We start from the raw sequence: 14,725 nt of genomic DNA, 5'->3' as shown, positions 1-14,725 counted from the left end.
CGCTACCGACCGTCCAGCTCCTTCGCCGCCTCGGCCAGGTCCTTCGCCGTGTCGATGGCCCGCCAGTACGCCCCGTGCGGCAGCGGATACCCGGCCAGCCGCCGCTCGCGGGCCAGCCGCGGGAACGTCGTCCGCTCATGGTCGCCGCGTTCCGGCAGCAGCGCCGTGAACGCCGGCGAGAAGACGTACACACCCGCGTTGATCAGATACGGGGACGGCGGCGACTCGATGAAGTCGGTGATGTGCCCGAACGCGTCCGTCTCCACGGCACCCCACGGGATACGGGGACGGGCCAGAGCCAGCGTGGCGGTCGCATCGCGCTCCGCATGGAACGCGGCCATCTCACGCAGCGAGAAACGGGTCCAGATGTCGCCGTTGGTGGCATACCAGGGCTCCGACGGGTCCGGCAGCCGGGCGGCGGCGTACTTCAGGCCGCCGCCGCGGCCCAGCGGCTCCGACTCCACCGCAGTGGTCACCCGGAGCGGCAGGACGGCCTCCGCGAGCCACTCCTGGAGCACCTCGGCCAGATGACCGCACGAGACGACGGCATCGGTCACGCCCTCGGCGGCCAGCCAGGAAAGCTGATGGCCGATGATCGGGGTCCCGGTACCCGGGATCTCGACCATCGGCTTGGGGCGGTCATCGGTGTACGGGCGCAGCCGCGACCCCTGGCCACCTGCCAGGATCACGGCTTGCGTCGGATACGTATGCATGCCGGGCACGATAGGCCGTGCCCGGACCGTGCCGCTCAGCTGAACTGCGCGACACCCGAGGCGAACGACGTGTCGCAGACCGGGCGGGAGAACCGGTGCGCCCGCGTCGGACCGTACTGCTCGACCGCGGCGCGGCCCAGCGCCCTGGCGATCGACATGCAGTGCCGGGCGAGCGAGGGGCGCCCCTCGACGGCGCGCTGGAGGGCCGTCAGCGCGACGCCCGGGTCCTTCTCCTGAAGCTCCACGAGCAGCCGGTCGCGCAGGACGTCCTGCGGGGCGTGCGACGCGGCGTGCTTCGATACGGTCCGAGCCGACGCGGTGAGGACCTGCGACTCGGAGTTGTGCGCTGCCCACGGCACACGGGTGACCGCGAGAGTCCCGGAGAGGACCATGACGACGGGCAGGACGAGAGCGAGAGTTCGGCCGATGCGGCGCGCGGTGTGGGTCACGCAGCGAGCGTAGCGGGCAGTGATGATTCGGCGACATTGCGTCACCCTTGCGAGGGATGGTTCGAGGGTGCTTTTCGAATCCCGCGTTGACGACCGCCGGTGAAATGACCGAAGTACCAGGGTATTTGCCGAAGATGCCGGACGCCCGGGCTCAAACCCGTACACGCGCTTCGGTACGCGGACGGCCCCGCACCACGAGGGGTGCGGGGCCGTCGTACGGCGTGTGTGACGTCAGTCGGTGAGACGCTCACCCGTCGAGGTCGAGAAGACGTGCAGCTCGTCCGGGCGCGGCACGACGTGCAGCGTGGTGCCCTTCTCCGGCACGGCGCGGCCGCCGACGCGGACGACCAGGTCCTTGTCGGCACCGCCGACGCGCGCGGAACCGTAGACGAAGCCGTCGGCGCCGAGCTCCTCGACGACGTTGACCGAGACGGCCAGACCGGCCGGGGCGTCGGCGCTGTCCTTGGAGAGCGACTTGGCGGCGGCGCCACCGTGCTCGACGATGTCGAAGTGCTCCGGGCGGATGCCGACCGTGACCGTGGTGTCGCCCTTGTCCGCGGCGGCGGTGAGCGCCTCGCGGGAGACCGGGACGACGCTGTTGCCGAACTTCACGCCACCGTCGGTGATCGGGACCTCGACCAGGTTCATGGCCGGGGAGCCGATGAAGCCGGCGACGAAGAGGTTGGCCGGGCGGTCGTACATGTTGCGCGGCGAGTCGACCTGCTGCAGCAGACCGTCCTTGAGGACCGCGACGCGGTCACCCATGGTGAGGGCCTCGACCTGGTCGTGCGTGACGTACACGGTCGTGATGCCGAGGCGGCGCTGGAGCGACGCGATCTGCGTACGGGTGGAGACGCGGAGCTTGGCGTCGAGGTTCGACAGCGGCTCGTCCATGAGGAAGACCTGCGGCTCACGCACGATGGCGCGGCCCATCGCGACACGCTGACGCTGACCACCGGAGAGCGCCTTCGGCTTGCGGTCCAGGTAGTCGGTGAGGTCCAGCATCTTGGCGGCCTCTTCGACCTTCGCCCGGATCTCGGTCTTGTTGATACCGGCGATCTTCAGCGCGAAGCCCATGTTGTCCGCGACGGACATGTGCGGGTAGAGCGCGTAGTTCTGGAACACCATGGCGATGTCCCGGTCCTTCGGCGGCAGGTGCGTGACATCGCGGTCACCGATGCGGATCGCGCCGCCGTTGACGTCCTCGAGACCCGCGAGCATGCGCAGGGAGGTCGACTTGCCACAACCGGAAGGGCCGACGAGGACGAGGAACTCACCGTCCGCGATGTCGATCTCGAGCTGGTCCACGGCGGGCTTGGTGGAGCCGGGGTAGACGCGGGACGCCTTGTCGAACGTGACACTGGCCATGCTGAATCTTCTCCTCCACCGGCAGGAACGTGCCGGACGATCCGAGTAAGGGAGTGGTCTGGTCCACCTGGGTGAACCTTCCGCGACGCTACCTGGCCATTTCGAATCTGTCAGTAGTTCGCGGGCGACGGAAATCTCGCATCGGGACGTGGCGGGTGGAACAACGCGCCTCTGGTCTCGTGCACGCGGGCAGAGCCACGGAGTTTTTGGCCCGCCGTGCACGCAGCGCTCACTGTTTCAACGCCCGCCGCTGACCCGGCGCAACCCTGAGGGGCAGACCCGGCCGTTCCCGCAGGGGCTCCACAGGCATGTCGGCCGACGGCCGATGACCGAGTAGTCACGGGTGTGGAAGAACTTCGTGGATCAGGAGTCGGGCTGCTGTGTAGAGTGAGGGAACTTGCGCGCGCGGCTTTGCTGTCCGCGTTGCCTCCTTAGCTCAGCTGGCCAGAGCAACGCACTTGTAATGCGTAGGTCGTCGGTTCGAATCCGACAGGGGGCTCGGAGGAACCCCAGGTCACACAGCTCGTGACCTGGGGTTTTCTGCTGTCCGGGGCGTGGCGGGGCACGTGGTCGGAGCAAGGTCCTGGTTCTTTTCGTTTTTCCTCGCCCGTCGGCCGTGGCTCCCGAACCCCCGTCCCGGGCACCGTGACCGGCCCCGGCCGGCGGGCGTGCAGAGCGGTGGACGGCACGTGTTCGAGCCGAAGACACCGGTTGGCGGCCGGACCGCCACCAACTACCGGGGGAATAAGGAGGGGCTGCCACCCCGCCTTTATGATCAGGCGACAAGATGCTCGCCTCCCTGGTCCGGATGCGCGGAGCATCCACGCGTCTGGAGGGGACCGCGGACGGAGGCTGGACACAGCAACGACTGCACCCGGTTCACTGCCGTGATGGAGGAGTTCCGGATGCCTCGGCACCGGCCCGGGACAGCGGCGGGTCCGGCCTGACCGAGTCCTGGGCGGCAGGGACTACTGCTCCCGGCTCATCCGGACCTGGATCAGGCGGCGGGGCAGCGGCCACACCATCCCCGAACGGGCCGACCAGATCCGCAACCGGCGGTTCCTGATCAATCCCGGCCGCGCAGGATCCCGCGCGCGGCCGACAGAGAGCACGAGGCAGTTCTGTGAACATACGCAAACGGTGGACGAGCGCTCCCATCGGGGCCGGTCTCGCGGTGGCCCTGCTGGGCGGCTGCGACTTCCAGTCCGGAGGAGACGCCGCCGAGTCCGGCGGCTCGATCGTCGTGGGCATGTCGGACGACGTCCTGGCCGCGGATCCGGCCTCGGGCTACGACCCGGGGTCCTGGCTGCTGTTCAACAATGTCTTCCAGTCCCTTCTCAGCTTTCCCCGCGGGGAATCGACCCCTCAGCCGGAAGCGGCGAAGTCCTGCTCGTTCGAGGACGGCAGCAGGACCTATCGGTGCACTCTCCGCGACGGCCTGACCTTCAGCAACGGCGACAGCCTCACCTCCGAGGACGTCAAGTACTCCTTCGAGCGGGCGATCAGGATCGACGACCCCGGCGGCCCCGCACCGCTGCTCTCCACGATCGCGAAGATCACCACTCCGGACGCGCGAACGGTCGTCTTCCAGCTCAACGTTCCCGACGCCACCTTCCCCAGCAAGATCGCCTCGGGCGCCGGCTCCATCGTGAACCACCGCGAGTACCCGGCGAACAGCCTGCGCAAGGACGGCAAGGCCGTCGGGTCGGGTCCCTACAAGCTGAAGTCCCTCGACAAGTCGAAGGCCGTCTTCGCGGTCAACTCCAGCTACCGGGGCACAGCGCGGGTGAAGAACTCGGGCATCACCCTCGACTTCTTCCGGGGCGACCAGAAGAAACTGGCGTCCGCACTGCAGAAGGGCGACATCGATGTCGCCTACCGTGGTCTGACCGCGCGGGACATCTCCCGGTTGGAGGAATCCACCGCCGCGGCCGACAAGGGCATCGACGTCGTCGAAGGCACCAGCGCCGAGGTGCAGCATCTGGTCTTCAACATGAAGGACCCGGTGGTCCGACAGCTTCCCGTGCGCAAGGCCATCGCGTACCTGGTGAATCGTGACGCCCTCGTCAGCCAGGTCTACCACTCGACGGCCACCCCGCTGTACTCGATCGTCCCGGCCGGCATCACGGCCCACAACACCGCGTTCTTCGACAAGTACGGCGGGAGCCAGCCTGCCAAGGCCGAACAGGCGCTGCGCAGCGCGGGCATCACCGACAAGGTGAAGCTCACGCTGTGGTCCACGCCGAGCCGCTACGGCCCCGCCACCGACGACGAGTTCCGGGCGATCGCCCAGCAGCTCAATGCGAGCGGACTGTTCGACGCGGACGTCAAGTCCCTGCCCTTCGACCAGTACGAGAAGCAGATAGCGGCCGGCAGGCTCGGCGTCTACGTGAAGGGCTGGGTTCCGGACTACCCCGACCCGGACAACTTCACCCAGCCGTTCTTCGGCAAGGACAACGTCCTGCAGAACGGCTACGTGAACGGCGACATCACCGGCCGGATCATCCCCGACGCCGCTTCCCGGGCCGAACGGGGCACCACCGAGAGGGCCTTCAACGAGCTCCAGGACGACGTGGCCGAGGACCTGCCGATCCTTCCGCTGTGGCAGGGCAAGCAGTATGCGGTGGCGCACGACAACATCTCCGGCCTGGAGTGGACCCTGGACGCCTCGACCGTCTTCCGCTTCTGGGAGATCAGCAAGTATTAGGTTTTCTGTCCGTCCTGAAAGCGCGAGGGCCTTCGAGGTCCGGTGGGGATGGCGACATCCGCACCGGCGACCGGGAGGCCCTCGCGCCTCACCACGATGGCGGTCAGGCGCCCTTCAGATGGCGCATCAGGCGTTCGAAGTCCTGCCAGCCCGACAGGTCCGACGGGTCGCCCGGCAGCGGGTAGTACAGCGCGGGGCGGGTCTTCGGGCCGAGCTGGACCGGGGGTTCGGACAGGGGGGTGCGGCGGGCGCGGTCGCCCGGCATCTCGCGGACCTCCTCGGCGCCCAGCACGAAGGCCAGGGGGACTCCGGGGCCCTCGAAGCGGGGCGGCACCGCCAGGTCGCGGCGGGCCTTGCGGATCTGGACGAGCATCGACTGGAGGTGGTGGCGGGTGGCGAGGATCTCCGCGGCCCTGGGCAAGGCGTCCAGCGGCATGTCCTCGTCGGCCCCGTAGCCGAGCGCCAGGGTGACGTCCTCCTCCACGCCGCCCGTCGTCCGGCTGATCCGGACCGTGGCGAGAGCGGGCCGGTCCGGGCTGCCGACCACCACGGCCCAGGTCGGCTGGGGCGCCCGGTCGTAGGCGACGTCGGTCAGTTGGCGCAGTGACCAGGGCAGGTTGGCGGGTTCCGCGGTGCCCCAGCCCGCCGGGGGTGCTCCGGTGAGCTCGCGCCACACCGCCTCGATGGAGCCGCCGAGGACGAGGCGCTCGTCGGCGGGGTGGACGGTGCGGAACGAGACGGCCAGTTGGCGCTCGCCGGTGTCGGCGACCTCCTTGAACGACGCGGCCACCGGGGTGCGCGGGTCCTCGGGCGTGGCGTCGGCTGCCTCGACCGGTGCGAACAGGCCGTTCTGCCAGCGCAGCACGGCCCCGGACAGCCCGTCGTAGTAGCCGTCCCGTTCGTCCTGCACGACCCAGCGCGACGGCCAGCCGGGGAGGCTGCCCCGTACGGCGGGGGAGAGCGTGACCCCCGGGGCGGTGACGATCTGGAGGCCGAGCTCGGCGTTTGCGGTGGCCCGGAAGGCGTCGGAGAGCCAGGCCGTCATCGCGACCACCGGGCGGTCCTGGATGACGACGGCGACCTTGTCGGTGAGGGCGTCGACGGCGGGCTGTGCGGCGGCGGGTGTGGGTGCGACGCTGACGCCGTCGGTCTTGACCACGGCGATGGAGCGCGCGGCCTCCGGCGGCCAGGCGGAGCCGCCGGCCAGGGCGACCAGTCGGGCGGCGAAGGTGCCCGCGATCCGCTCGGCCTCCTCGACGCCGGTGGTGGCGCGTGCCTCCGTCCACCAGAACGGGACCTCGGGCGCGGTCGCGCCGAGGAGCCGCTCCGCCTCACCGGCGACCTGGACGAGCAGGGGTGCCTCGACGGAGACGAGCGGTCGGCCCACCGTGTCGCAGAGCTGCACGACGGCGTCCTCGCCGACCGTTTCCACCAGTTTGTCGGGGCCTCCGGAGAGCAGGCCCGCGATCACGCTGAGCGGATCGGGCATTCTCGGGGTGAGGGCGATGACGTCCTTGGTCATGTGGTCGTCCGGTCCTTCGTCGTCCGTGGCGTGGTTGTTCTGCGTCGTGCGGCCGTCGTGACGGGGACGGTTCCCGGGTGCGTCACTCGGTGGTGTACACGGTCTGGATCAGGCGGTTCGACTGGCCCCTGCGGATGAGGACGCCGCGGCCCGCGGGCTGCTGGGTGGCGTACACGCCGGGGAACAGCTGGCCTTCGCTGCGGTCGCCCGCCATGAGGATCGCCGAGGCGCCGGACTCGCGCAGGCCCTGCACCAGTGGTTCGTACATGCCGCGCGAGGCACCGGCGACGCGGCGGGTCAGCACGAAGTGCAGCCCGATGTCGACCGCGGACGGGATGTACGGCAGGAACGGGGCGAGCGGGGCCAGTCCCGCAGTGGTCAGTACGTCGTAGTCGTCGACGAGGACGACGATCCGTGGTCCGCTGCCCCAGCTGCCGGGTTCCAGGTCCTCGGTGTCCGCGCTGTCGTCGGGCAGCCGCTTCTCCAGCTCGGTGGCGATACCGGCGGCGAGACCCGCGCACATCTTGGCGTTGTACGCGTAGCCGCCGCGGAACTCCTCGGGGATCGCGCCGCGCAGTCCGCGGCGCGGGTCCATGACGGCGAAGACCAGCTCGTCCTCGCTGTAGCGCTCGATGAGTCCGCCGGCGATGGTCTTGAGGAGGTTGGTCTTGCCGCACTCGCTGTCGCCCATGATCAGCAGGTGCTGGTCGTGGTGGAACAGGTCGAGCAGTACGGGCGCGAGCGCCGTCTGGTCCAGGCCGATCGGTACCCGCTTGGGCTCGGCGACCGGGCCCGGCAGCAGGTGCGGCTCCAGGATGTGCGGCAGTACCCGTACCGGCTGGGCGACGTCGCCGCTCCAGGTGGCACGGATCGTGCGGGCGGTGCGTTCCAGGACGGCGCCCAGGTCCGAGGTGTCGGCGAGCCCGTCCGTGCGGGGGAGCGCGACCTGTGTGAAGAGCTTGCCGTCGGTGAGGAGACGGCCGGGCTCGTCGGGTGCCAGGGTCTGTGCGAGCTTGCGGTCGATGCTGGACTCGCTGGGGTCGTTCAGGCGCAGTTCGACGCGGGTGCCGAAGTTGGACTGGGTGGCGATGCGGACGTCGTTCCAGCGGAGCATGCCGGCGACGACGTGGATGCCGTAGCCGCCGCCGCGCTTGAGGATGTCGACGACGGCGTCGTCCAGCTCCTCGAAGTCGTCGCGCAGCGCGCCGAATCCGTCGATGACGAGCACGATCTCGGCGGAGGCCAGTTGCGGCAGCCGGCCTGCCGCGTGCAGGGTGCGCAGCTGCTCGACGGAGTCGATGCCGTGTTCGCGGAAGAGGTCCTCACGGACCGCGAGGGCGCCCCGTACCTCTTCGACGGTGCGTCCGGCGCGCTCACGGTCGGCGCGGCCTGCGACGCCGCCGACGTGCGGCAGGTCGGCCAGCGCCTGGAGACCGCCGCCGACGAGGTCGAGGCCGTAGATCCCGACTTCCTGCGGGGTGTGGGTCAGTGCGAGGGAGAGGGCGAGGGTGCGCAGGAGGGTCGTCTTGCCGGACTGCGGGCCGCCGATGACGGCGGCGTGACCGCCTGCCACGGTGAGGTCCAGGTACCACTGGCCCTGCCACTGCTTGGTGGGGTCGTCGAGCAGGCCGAGCGGTACCTGGAGGGGGCCGCGGCGCTTGGCGAGCTGCATGCCGCGCGGGCCGACGTCCAGGGGGCCTGCGACCTTGTCCAGGGAGATGGCGGAGGGCAGTGGGGGCAGCCAGATGCGGCGTACCGGATCGGCGGCGTTCTGCAGCTGGTCGACGATGACGCCCATCTCGGTGGGTCCGGTCTCGCGGCGTCGGACCGTGGGCTCCCGGTCGCCCGTGTTCTCGTTCTTGGCAAGGGTGTTGAACGCCTCGTACTCGAGGGCGAGGGGTCCGGACTCCGCTTCCTCGGCGCGCTGTACGGGGCCGCGGTAGGCGCCGGAGACGTAGCTCGCCTTGAAGCGTTCGTAGTGGCTGGTGTCGACCTTGAGGAAGCCGAAACCGGGCAGCGGCGGCAGGTGGAAGGCGTCGGTGGTGTCCAGCACTGTGCGGGACTCGTCGGCGGAGAACGTCCGCAGACCGAGCCGGTACGAGAGGTAGGTGTCCAGGCCCTTGAGCTTGCCGCCCTCGATGCGCTGGCTGGACAGCAGCAGGTGCACACCGATGGACCGGCCGATACGGCCGATGGACAGGAACAGGTCGATGAAGTCCGGCTTGGCGGTGAGGAGTTCACCGAACTCGTCGATGACGACGAACAGGTGGGGCAGCGGGTCCAGGTCGGGTCGCTTGTCGGCGCGGAGCGCGGCGTAGTCACCGATGTCGGCGACGTTGCCGGCGTCCTTGAGGACCTGCTGGCGGCGTTTGACCTCGCCGGCGAGCGAGGCGTGGACCCGTTCGACGAGGCCGGCCTGGTTCTCCAGGTTGGTGATGACGCCGGCGACGTGCGGCAGGTCCGCGAACGGGGCGAACGTGGCACCGCCCTTGTAGTCGACGAGGACGAGCGCCAGGTCCTCGGGCGGGTGGGTGGCGACGAGGGCGAGGACGAGGGTGCGGAGCAGTTCCGACTTGCCGGAACCGGTGGCTCCGACGCACAGCCCGTGCGGGCCCATGCCGAGTTCGGAGGACTCCTTGAGGTCGAGGAGGACCGGTTCGCGGGAGTCGCTGACGCCGATCGGCACGCGCAGGAAGGAGCGTTCGCCGCGCGGTGCCCACAGATGGGACAGGTCGAGCCGTGCCACGTCGTCGATGCCGAGCAGGTCGGCGAAGTCGACGGGTCCGGACAGCGGGGCGTCGACGAGCGATTCGGCGGCCAGGCGCAGCGGTGCGAGCATCCGGGCGAGACCTTCGGCGAACGGGATGCTGACCTCGTCGACGGTGCCGTGGGCGCTGATCGGCTCCTGCTCGCGCAGGTCCTCGATGAGTACCTGGTCGCCGTCGACGGTGATGCGTACGCCGACGTGTCCCGGTTCCTGGATGCGTTGTTCGAGCAGGTGCAGCATGGTGACGCCCATGTCGCGCAGCCCCACCGCGTCGTCGGGGCACGGCAGGTCCACGGCGTCCTCGCCGTGCCCGTCGGCCACGACGAGGAGGCGCGACGTCATGGACAGGGCGTCCTTGCCGGACAGGCCGCGGCGCACCTCGGCCGCGTACGAGGCGCGGCGGCGCAGTTCGGCGCCGATCTGCCGGGCGAGCTGGGGCGCGGACGGGGCGATGCGGCGGGCGGCGACGGGGCCGTCGAGCTGTTCGGTGTCGAGCAGATGCGGCATCCACTTGGCCCATTCCCAGTCGGCCAGCCGGTCGCCGGGCACGGCCAGTGCCATGGCCACGTCGTCGGGGGCGTGGGTCGCGGCGGTCTGGACGAGCAGGGCGCGGGCGACGCGCAGGCAGTCCTCGCGGGGGCCGATCACGCTGACGTTGCCGACGCGGTCGAGCGGGACGGTGAGCGGGAGTTCGGTGCCGGTACGGAACCGGGCCATCAGGGCCGACGCCTCGTTGAGCATGAAGCGGTCGGGCGGTGTGAGGACAGAGGAGCCCTGCTGGGCGACCTTCAGATCGCGTACGGGCATCTCACCGGTGCCGACACGCACCCGCAGGAAGTCGCCGTCGGCGCGGCGGCGCTCCCACAGCCGGGCCGGGTCGCGCACGATGTCGTACAGGGCGTTCGGCGGCGGGGTGAGGATCTCGGTCCGCTCGCGCCGCTCACGTTCCTCGCCGGAGAGTTCCTCGCGCAGGTCCTCCAGATAGGCGAGGTACGCCTCGCGCTGGGTGCGGCGGGTGCGTTGCGCCTTGCCGCGCTGCGAGAAGACGAGCGCGACGGATCCGATGACGGTGACGACGAGGATGATCGCACCGAGCCCGGCGAACTGACTGTTCCGTACGACGGTCATCATCACGACGGACGACATGACGCCGGCGACGGGCAGGAGCGACATCGCGATGTTGCCCGACTTCCCCTCGGGGAGGTTGGGCGGTGCCTCGATGGTGCGTGCCTCGGAGGGGGCCGCGGGCCGGGTGGTCCTGGCCGGGCGGTGGATCAGTCGGGTACTCATCGGCGTCCGTCACTCACGGTCGGGCTCGGCATCTGGGTCAGTGGCGCTTCTGGGAGAGCTGGAAGACGTCCGCGGCGAGGCGGGTGGCGGCTTCCCTGGTCGAGTGGGCGAGCAGCTCGGTACGGATCAGGCCGCCGGCCGCCAGATGCCGGTCGTACGGCAGGACCTGGACGCTCGCCCCGGTCGACTTGAGCTTCTCGGCGGCTTCGGCGAGGTCGAGTCCCGGGTGCGGCACGAGTTCGGTGAGGACGACGACCGTGCCGGCGATCACATGCTTCGGAAGCCCCTGCATCCACTGGAGCACCGAGTACGTGCTGGTGACGCCCTCCAGAGTGGCGGGGGCGGTCAGGATGCGGGCCTGGGCGGCGGAGAGCGCGACGCGGGCGACCTCGGCGGGCAGCGTCTCGCAGTCGACGACCGTGACCCCGAAGTAGCGGCGCAGCGAGACCATGACGCCCTCGTACGCCCTGCTGCCGAGCATCGCGCCGATCTGCCCCTGACTGCCCGGCAGCAGCCAGGCGTTGCCGGGGAGCTGGACGAGATAGCCGGTGATGTCGAGCAGTGACATCTGCGGTTCGACGATGTCCGCGAAGTCGCCGATGGTCCAGCGGAGCGATTCCGCGCCGAGCCGCAGCGGCAGCGAGCCGAGCGCCGGGTCGGCCTCGACGACGAGGACCGGGTCCTGCCGGTAGTGCGCGTACGTGGTGCCGAGCAGCGCGGCGACGGTCGACTTGCCGGCGCCTCCCCGGATGGAGGTGACGGCGATCTGCCGTCCGGTGGTCACGGGCTGCTGGAGTACCTCGGCGACCCGGGTGATCTCGGCGACCTCCTTCGCGGCCGACGAGGAAACGGTACGGCGCACGGCGCGGGTGGCACGCGAGACGAAGGACTGCCCGTGTCGCGGCTTGCGTCCGGCGGTGACGAGGCTCTTGTCCACGACGGGCCGGGAGTCGGGGGTGCGGTGGGCGCTGGTGGAGGGCGTGTAGGCGGCCTGGGGTTGCTGCCCCTGGTACGACTGAGCGTGTTGCGCCTGTGCCTGCGCCTGGGCCTGTTGTGCCTGGTACTGCTGTGCCTGGTACTGATCCGCCTGATACTGCTGCCCTTGTTGTCCCTGCTGCGCCTGGTACTGCTGGGCCTGTTGTGCCTGGTACTGCTCCTGCTGGTACTGCTGCGCCCGGTACTGCTCCGCCTGCTGGTACTGCTCCGCGGGAGCGGCCTGGTGGCCGGGGTGCTGCACCGGCGGGTATCCGTAGCCGGCGTCCGGCGCGGGTGCGCTCTGTGTGGGGAAGCCGGGTCCGGCGGGGGCGCCCTGCGGCTGTCCGGCGGGGCCCTGCGGGCCCTGCTGCGGTGTGCCCTGCGGGGTGGCGCCGCGCAGGTCGCGCAGCACGTCACCCTGCCAGTTTTCTGCGTTCGGCATGTCAGCCCTTCTTTTTCCGCCCTGCTGCCCCGCTCGGAGCGCCTGAGCGTCGACTCAGAACTTGTTGAGCAGCTGTCCGTACAGGCCGAACGCACCGACGGCGAGCGGGAAGAGCCCCACGACACCGATGGACTCGACCAGGTCGCCCATGCGCCGCAGCCGGACCTGCACATGCTCGGGCGGCTGCACCGCCAGGATGAGCAGCGGCAGGAGCGCGGCCGCGCACAGTACGGCGAGCGGTCCGGCGCCGCCGGAGTGGTGCATCCACACCATCACGAGGCGCACGACGAGGACCGCGGAGGCGGCGAAGAGCGCCACGACCTCGGCGACGAGCGGGAAGGCCCGCGCCCGGGAGAGCAGGACGAGGGCGACGAGAGAGGGGAGCGCCATGGTCCACACCGTGGGCTTGTCCGCCTGGGTGAGCAGCCAGCCGCCGGCCGTCGCGGAGACTGCGGTGACCGTCGTGGCCAGAGCGAGGCCGCGGTGCGTGGCCGCGAGCGCGTTGCCGACCTGGTGGCGGCTGACGGAGATGCCGCCGGAGCGGCGGTCGTCGAGTGAGGTGAGCCCGGAGGCCATCAGGGCGAGACGGGGCAGCAGGCCGAGCAGCACCACGGAGAAGACGGCCATCACGGCGCCGAGCCGGGACAGGTCGCTCTGGACGGCGGCGGCGGCCTCCCACACCACGGTGATCGCGGCGGTCGCCGCGGCGCCGATGAGTCCGCCGCGGCCGAGCGGCGAGAAGTAGCCGAGGAGCAGGAGCACCACGACGAGCGCGGCCGCGACGGCGGCGAGCCGTGCGGTGCCCGGCCAGTTGTAGGCGTCGGCGGCGGTCCAGGCGGTGAGGATGCCGAGCCCGCCGGAGGCGAGCAGTAGCGCGGTGGCGAGTCCGAGGTTGCCCTGGCCGATCCTGGCGACGAGCGCACCGGCCGCCAGGAGGACGAGCGTGACCGCGACGAGCGCGCCCGCGAGGGCGCCGAGCTCGAACTCCTGACGGGCGAGCAGTGCGGCGACGACGGCGAAGGTGACGGTTGCCACGCCCGCGCTGGCCCGGCGCGCGGCGGGACGCCAGCGCCACGCCTGCAGGTCGAGGTCGTCGGCCACCAGGTCGGTGACGTCGTGCACGACCGGGGCGGGCGGCGCGGAGTGGGCACGGACGAGGCGGAGCACGGCGCCGTCCGCGATCTCGGCCGAGGACAGGGTGCTGTCGTGCGGCAGCGCGGAGCCGTCCGATGTGATCAACTGCCGTGTCATCGGGCGCGATGCGGCCCGGTCGTCCAGCAACTGCAGGATGTCCGGAAGCAGTTGACCGATCGGGGTGTCCGAGGGCAGGACGATGTCGGCCCGGCGTCGCTCGCCGACCAGGGTCACCCGGCTCAGTTGAGCCCGGGAAGTCATTGTTGTGCTCACCACTTTACGGGAACCTATCGTCGCGACATCGAGGACGGGGGCGGACCGGACGTGCCCATGCGGTTGCTCACGGGGGTCGTCGGGCGGTCGGGATTAGGACGAACCTGGGCTGGATTTACCGGACTTGTCAGGTTTCGCGGTCGGCGTCGGCTGCTCGTACTGCTGTTCCTGGCGCTGCTGCTTCTCCTGCTCGGCCTTCTGCTTCGCCAGCGTGTGCTGCAGGAAGGACCATCCGATGCATCCCGCGCACAGGACGGCCGCGATGGCGATCCCGGCGAACACCTTGCCGAGCCGCTCGTCCGCCGTGCGTCGCGACCGCTGCACGCCGAACAGCAGTGCGTCCCGCATCCTGCGGCGGCGTACCGCCACCGACTCCAGAAGCTGGCTGTCGTAATCCCGTGCCATCAGTCGTCCGCTGCCTCAGTCGTCCGTTGCCTCAGTCATGGTCGGTGAACCGTCGGTCTCCGGCCGGAGGTACTCCCGTACGGCGGCACGTGTCCGCGTCGGCCGTCGCGCGAGGCGCGTAAGGCGTCGTACGTCCCCTGCATGAACGTTGCCTCGTCGAGCCACTGTCTGCGTGTGTTGCGGCATACGGATTCCCCCTTGCATTGCCTCCGCAACATAAGGCATGGACAAGTCAGCAGTACAACCCGGATCCGGGAGTGGGACAGACCCCGGACAATCACGAAGCGGAGCCAAAGGCCAGGAAGCAGGGCGATACCGACGAGAAGCCTGCGACTGGAGAGGCCCGGGCTCAGGTGGGGAACTCGCCGATCCGGCTGCGCTGCAGAAGAGCCTTGGGAAGGTACTCGGACTCGACCTCGATCGGAACAGGGCGGAGTCGACCTGCATGGCCGTGACCCATGCCTCCCACGTCGGGAACTCCGTCGCCAAGGGGTCCGTCAGGCAGTACCACTTCGCCGCAGTCAGCGTGTAGCCCAAGGCGTCGAAGCGGTCGAACTCGGACGTCTCAAGGTCGTCGAGCACCTCTTCGTCGGCCTTGGCGATCGGTGCCATGGTTTCGGCCGCGTTGTCCGTAGGGAAGTCGTGGCGGGGAATGCGCGTGACCACCACCCCTCCTCTCA

The 14,725-nt window shown here is 70.2% G+C and carries 9 protein-coding genes and 1 tRNA gene; 2 read left to right on the top strand and 8 right to left on the bottom strand.

Annotation, left to right across the window (positions count from 1 at the left end; all coding sequences use genetic code 11):
- Positions 1 to 2: 2 nt before the first annotated feature.
- The 3 genes from OG972_RS19140 to OG972_RS19130 form a co-directional block, all read right to left on the bottom strand.
- Positions 3 to 713 (bottom strand): nucleotidyltransferase family protein, encoded by a 711-nt coding sequence (locus OG972_RS19140; RefSeq protein WP_266983120.1) that lies wholly within the window; start codon positions 711 to 713, stop codon positions 3 to 5.
- 35 nt (positions 714 to 748) lie between these two features.
- A complete protein-coding gene (locus tag OG972_RS19135; RefSeq protein WP_266983118.1) occupies positions 749 to 1,162 on the bottom strand; it encodes a hypothetical protein in 414 nt (137 codons plus the stop codon).
- 231 nt (positions 1,163 to 1,393) lie between these two features.
- Positions 1,394 to 2,530, bottom strand: a complete 1,137-nt coding sequence (locus OG972_RS19130) for an ABC transporter ATP-binding protein (RefSeq protein ID WP_037692867.1) — start codon at positions 2,528 to 2,530, stop codon at positions 1,394 to 1,396.
- A gap of 425 nt (positions 2,531 to 2,955) precedes the next feature.
- Between OG972_RS19130 and OG972_RS19125 the strand changes: the two genes are divergently transcribed.
- Positions 2,956 to 3,029: transfer RNA gene (locus OG972_RS19125), tRNA-Thr, on the top strand.
- A 624-nt stretch (positions 3,030 to 3,653) separates the two neighbouring features.
- Entirely contained in the window at positions 3,654 to 5,237 is a 1,584-nt protein-coding gene (locus OG972_RS19120; RefSeq protein WP_266983115.1) for an ABC transporter substrate-binding protein, read from the top strand.
- A gap of 103 nt (positions 5,238 to 5,340) precedes the next feature.
- On the opposite strand, the gene OG972_RS19115 is transcribed toward OG972_RS19120, so the two are convergent.
- The 5 genes from OG972_RS19115 to OG972_RS19095 form a co-directional block, all read right to left on the bottom strand.
- Positions 5,341 to 6,759 carry a DUF6177 family protein gene (locus OG972_RS19115; RefSeq protein WP_266983113.1) on the bottom strand — a complete coding sequence of 473 codons (1,419 nt, stop codon included), beginning with the start codon at positions 6,757 to 6,759 and terminating at the stop codon, positions 5,341 to 5,343.
- A gap of 82 nt (positions 6,760 to 6,841) precedes the next feature.
- On the bottom strand, positions 6,842 to 10,816 hold the full coding sequence (gene eccCa / locus OG972_RS19110; RefSeq protein WP_266983112.1) for a type VII secretion protein EccCa: 3,975 nt from the start codon (positions 10,814 to 10,816) through the stop codon (positions 6,842 to 6,844).
- Between the two features lie 37 nt (positions 10,817 to 10,853).
- Complete coding sequence (locus OG972_RS19105; RefSeq protein WP_266983110.1) at positions 10,854 to 12,233, bottom strand: MinD/ParA family protein; 1,380 nt, start codon at positions 12,231 to 12,233, stop codon at positions 10,854 to 10,856.
- A 54-nt stretch (positions 12,234 to 12,287) separates the two neighbouring features.
- Complete coding sequence (gene eccD / locus OG972_RS19100; RefSeq protein WP_266983108.1) at positions 12,288 to 13,628, bottom strand: type VII secretion integral membrane protein EccD; 1,341 nt, start codon at positions 13,626 to 13,628, stop codon at positions 12,288 to 12,290.
- Between the two features lie 105 nt (positions 13,629 to 13,733).
- Positions 13,734 to 14,045 carry a hypothetical protein gene (locus OG972_RS19095; RefSeq protein WP_266983106.1) on the bottom strand — a complete coding sequence of 104 codons (312 nt, stop codon included), beginning with the start codon at positions 14,043 to 14,045 and terminating at the stop codon, positions 13,734 to 13,736.
- Between the last annotated feature and the right edge of the window lie 680 nt (positions 14,046 to 14,725).

The organism is Streptomyces sp. NBC_01669 (genome assembly GCF_026339735.1).
In the GTDB taxonomy this organism is placed as follows: Bacteria; Actinomycetota; Actinomycetes; order Streptomycetales; family Streptomycetaceae; genus Streptomyces; species Streptomyces yanii.
Note: the sequence above shows the minus strand (reverse complement) of the source record. Positions and strands in the feature narration are given on the sequence as shown.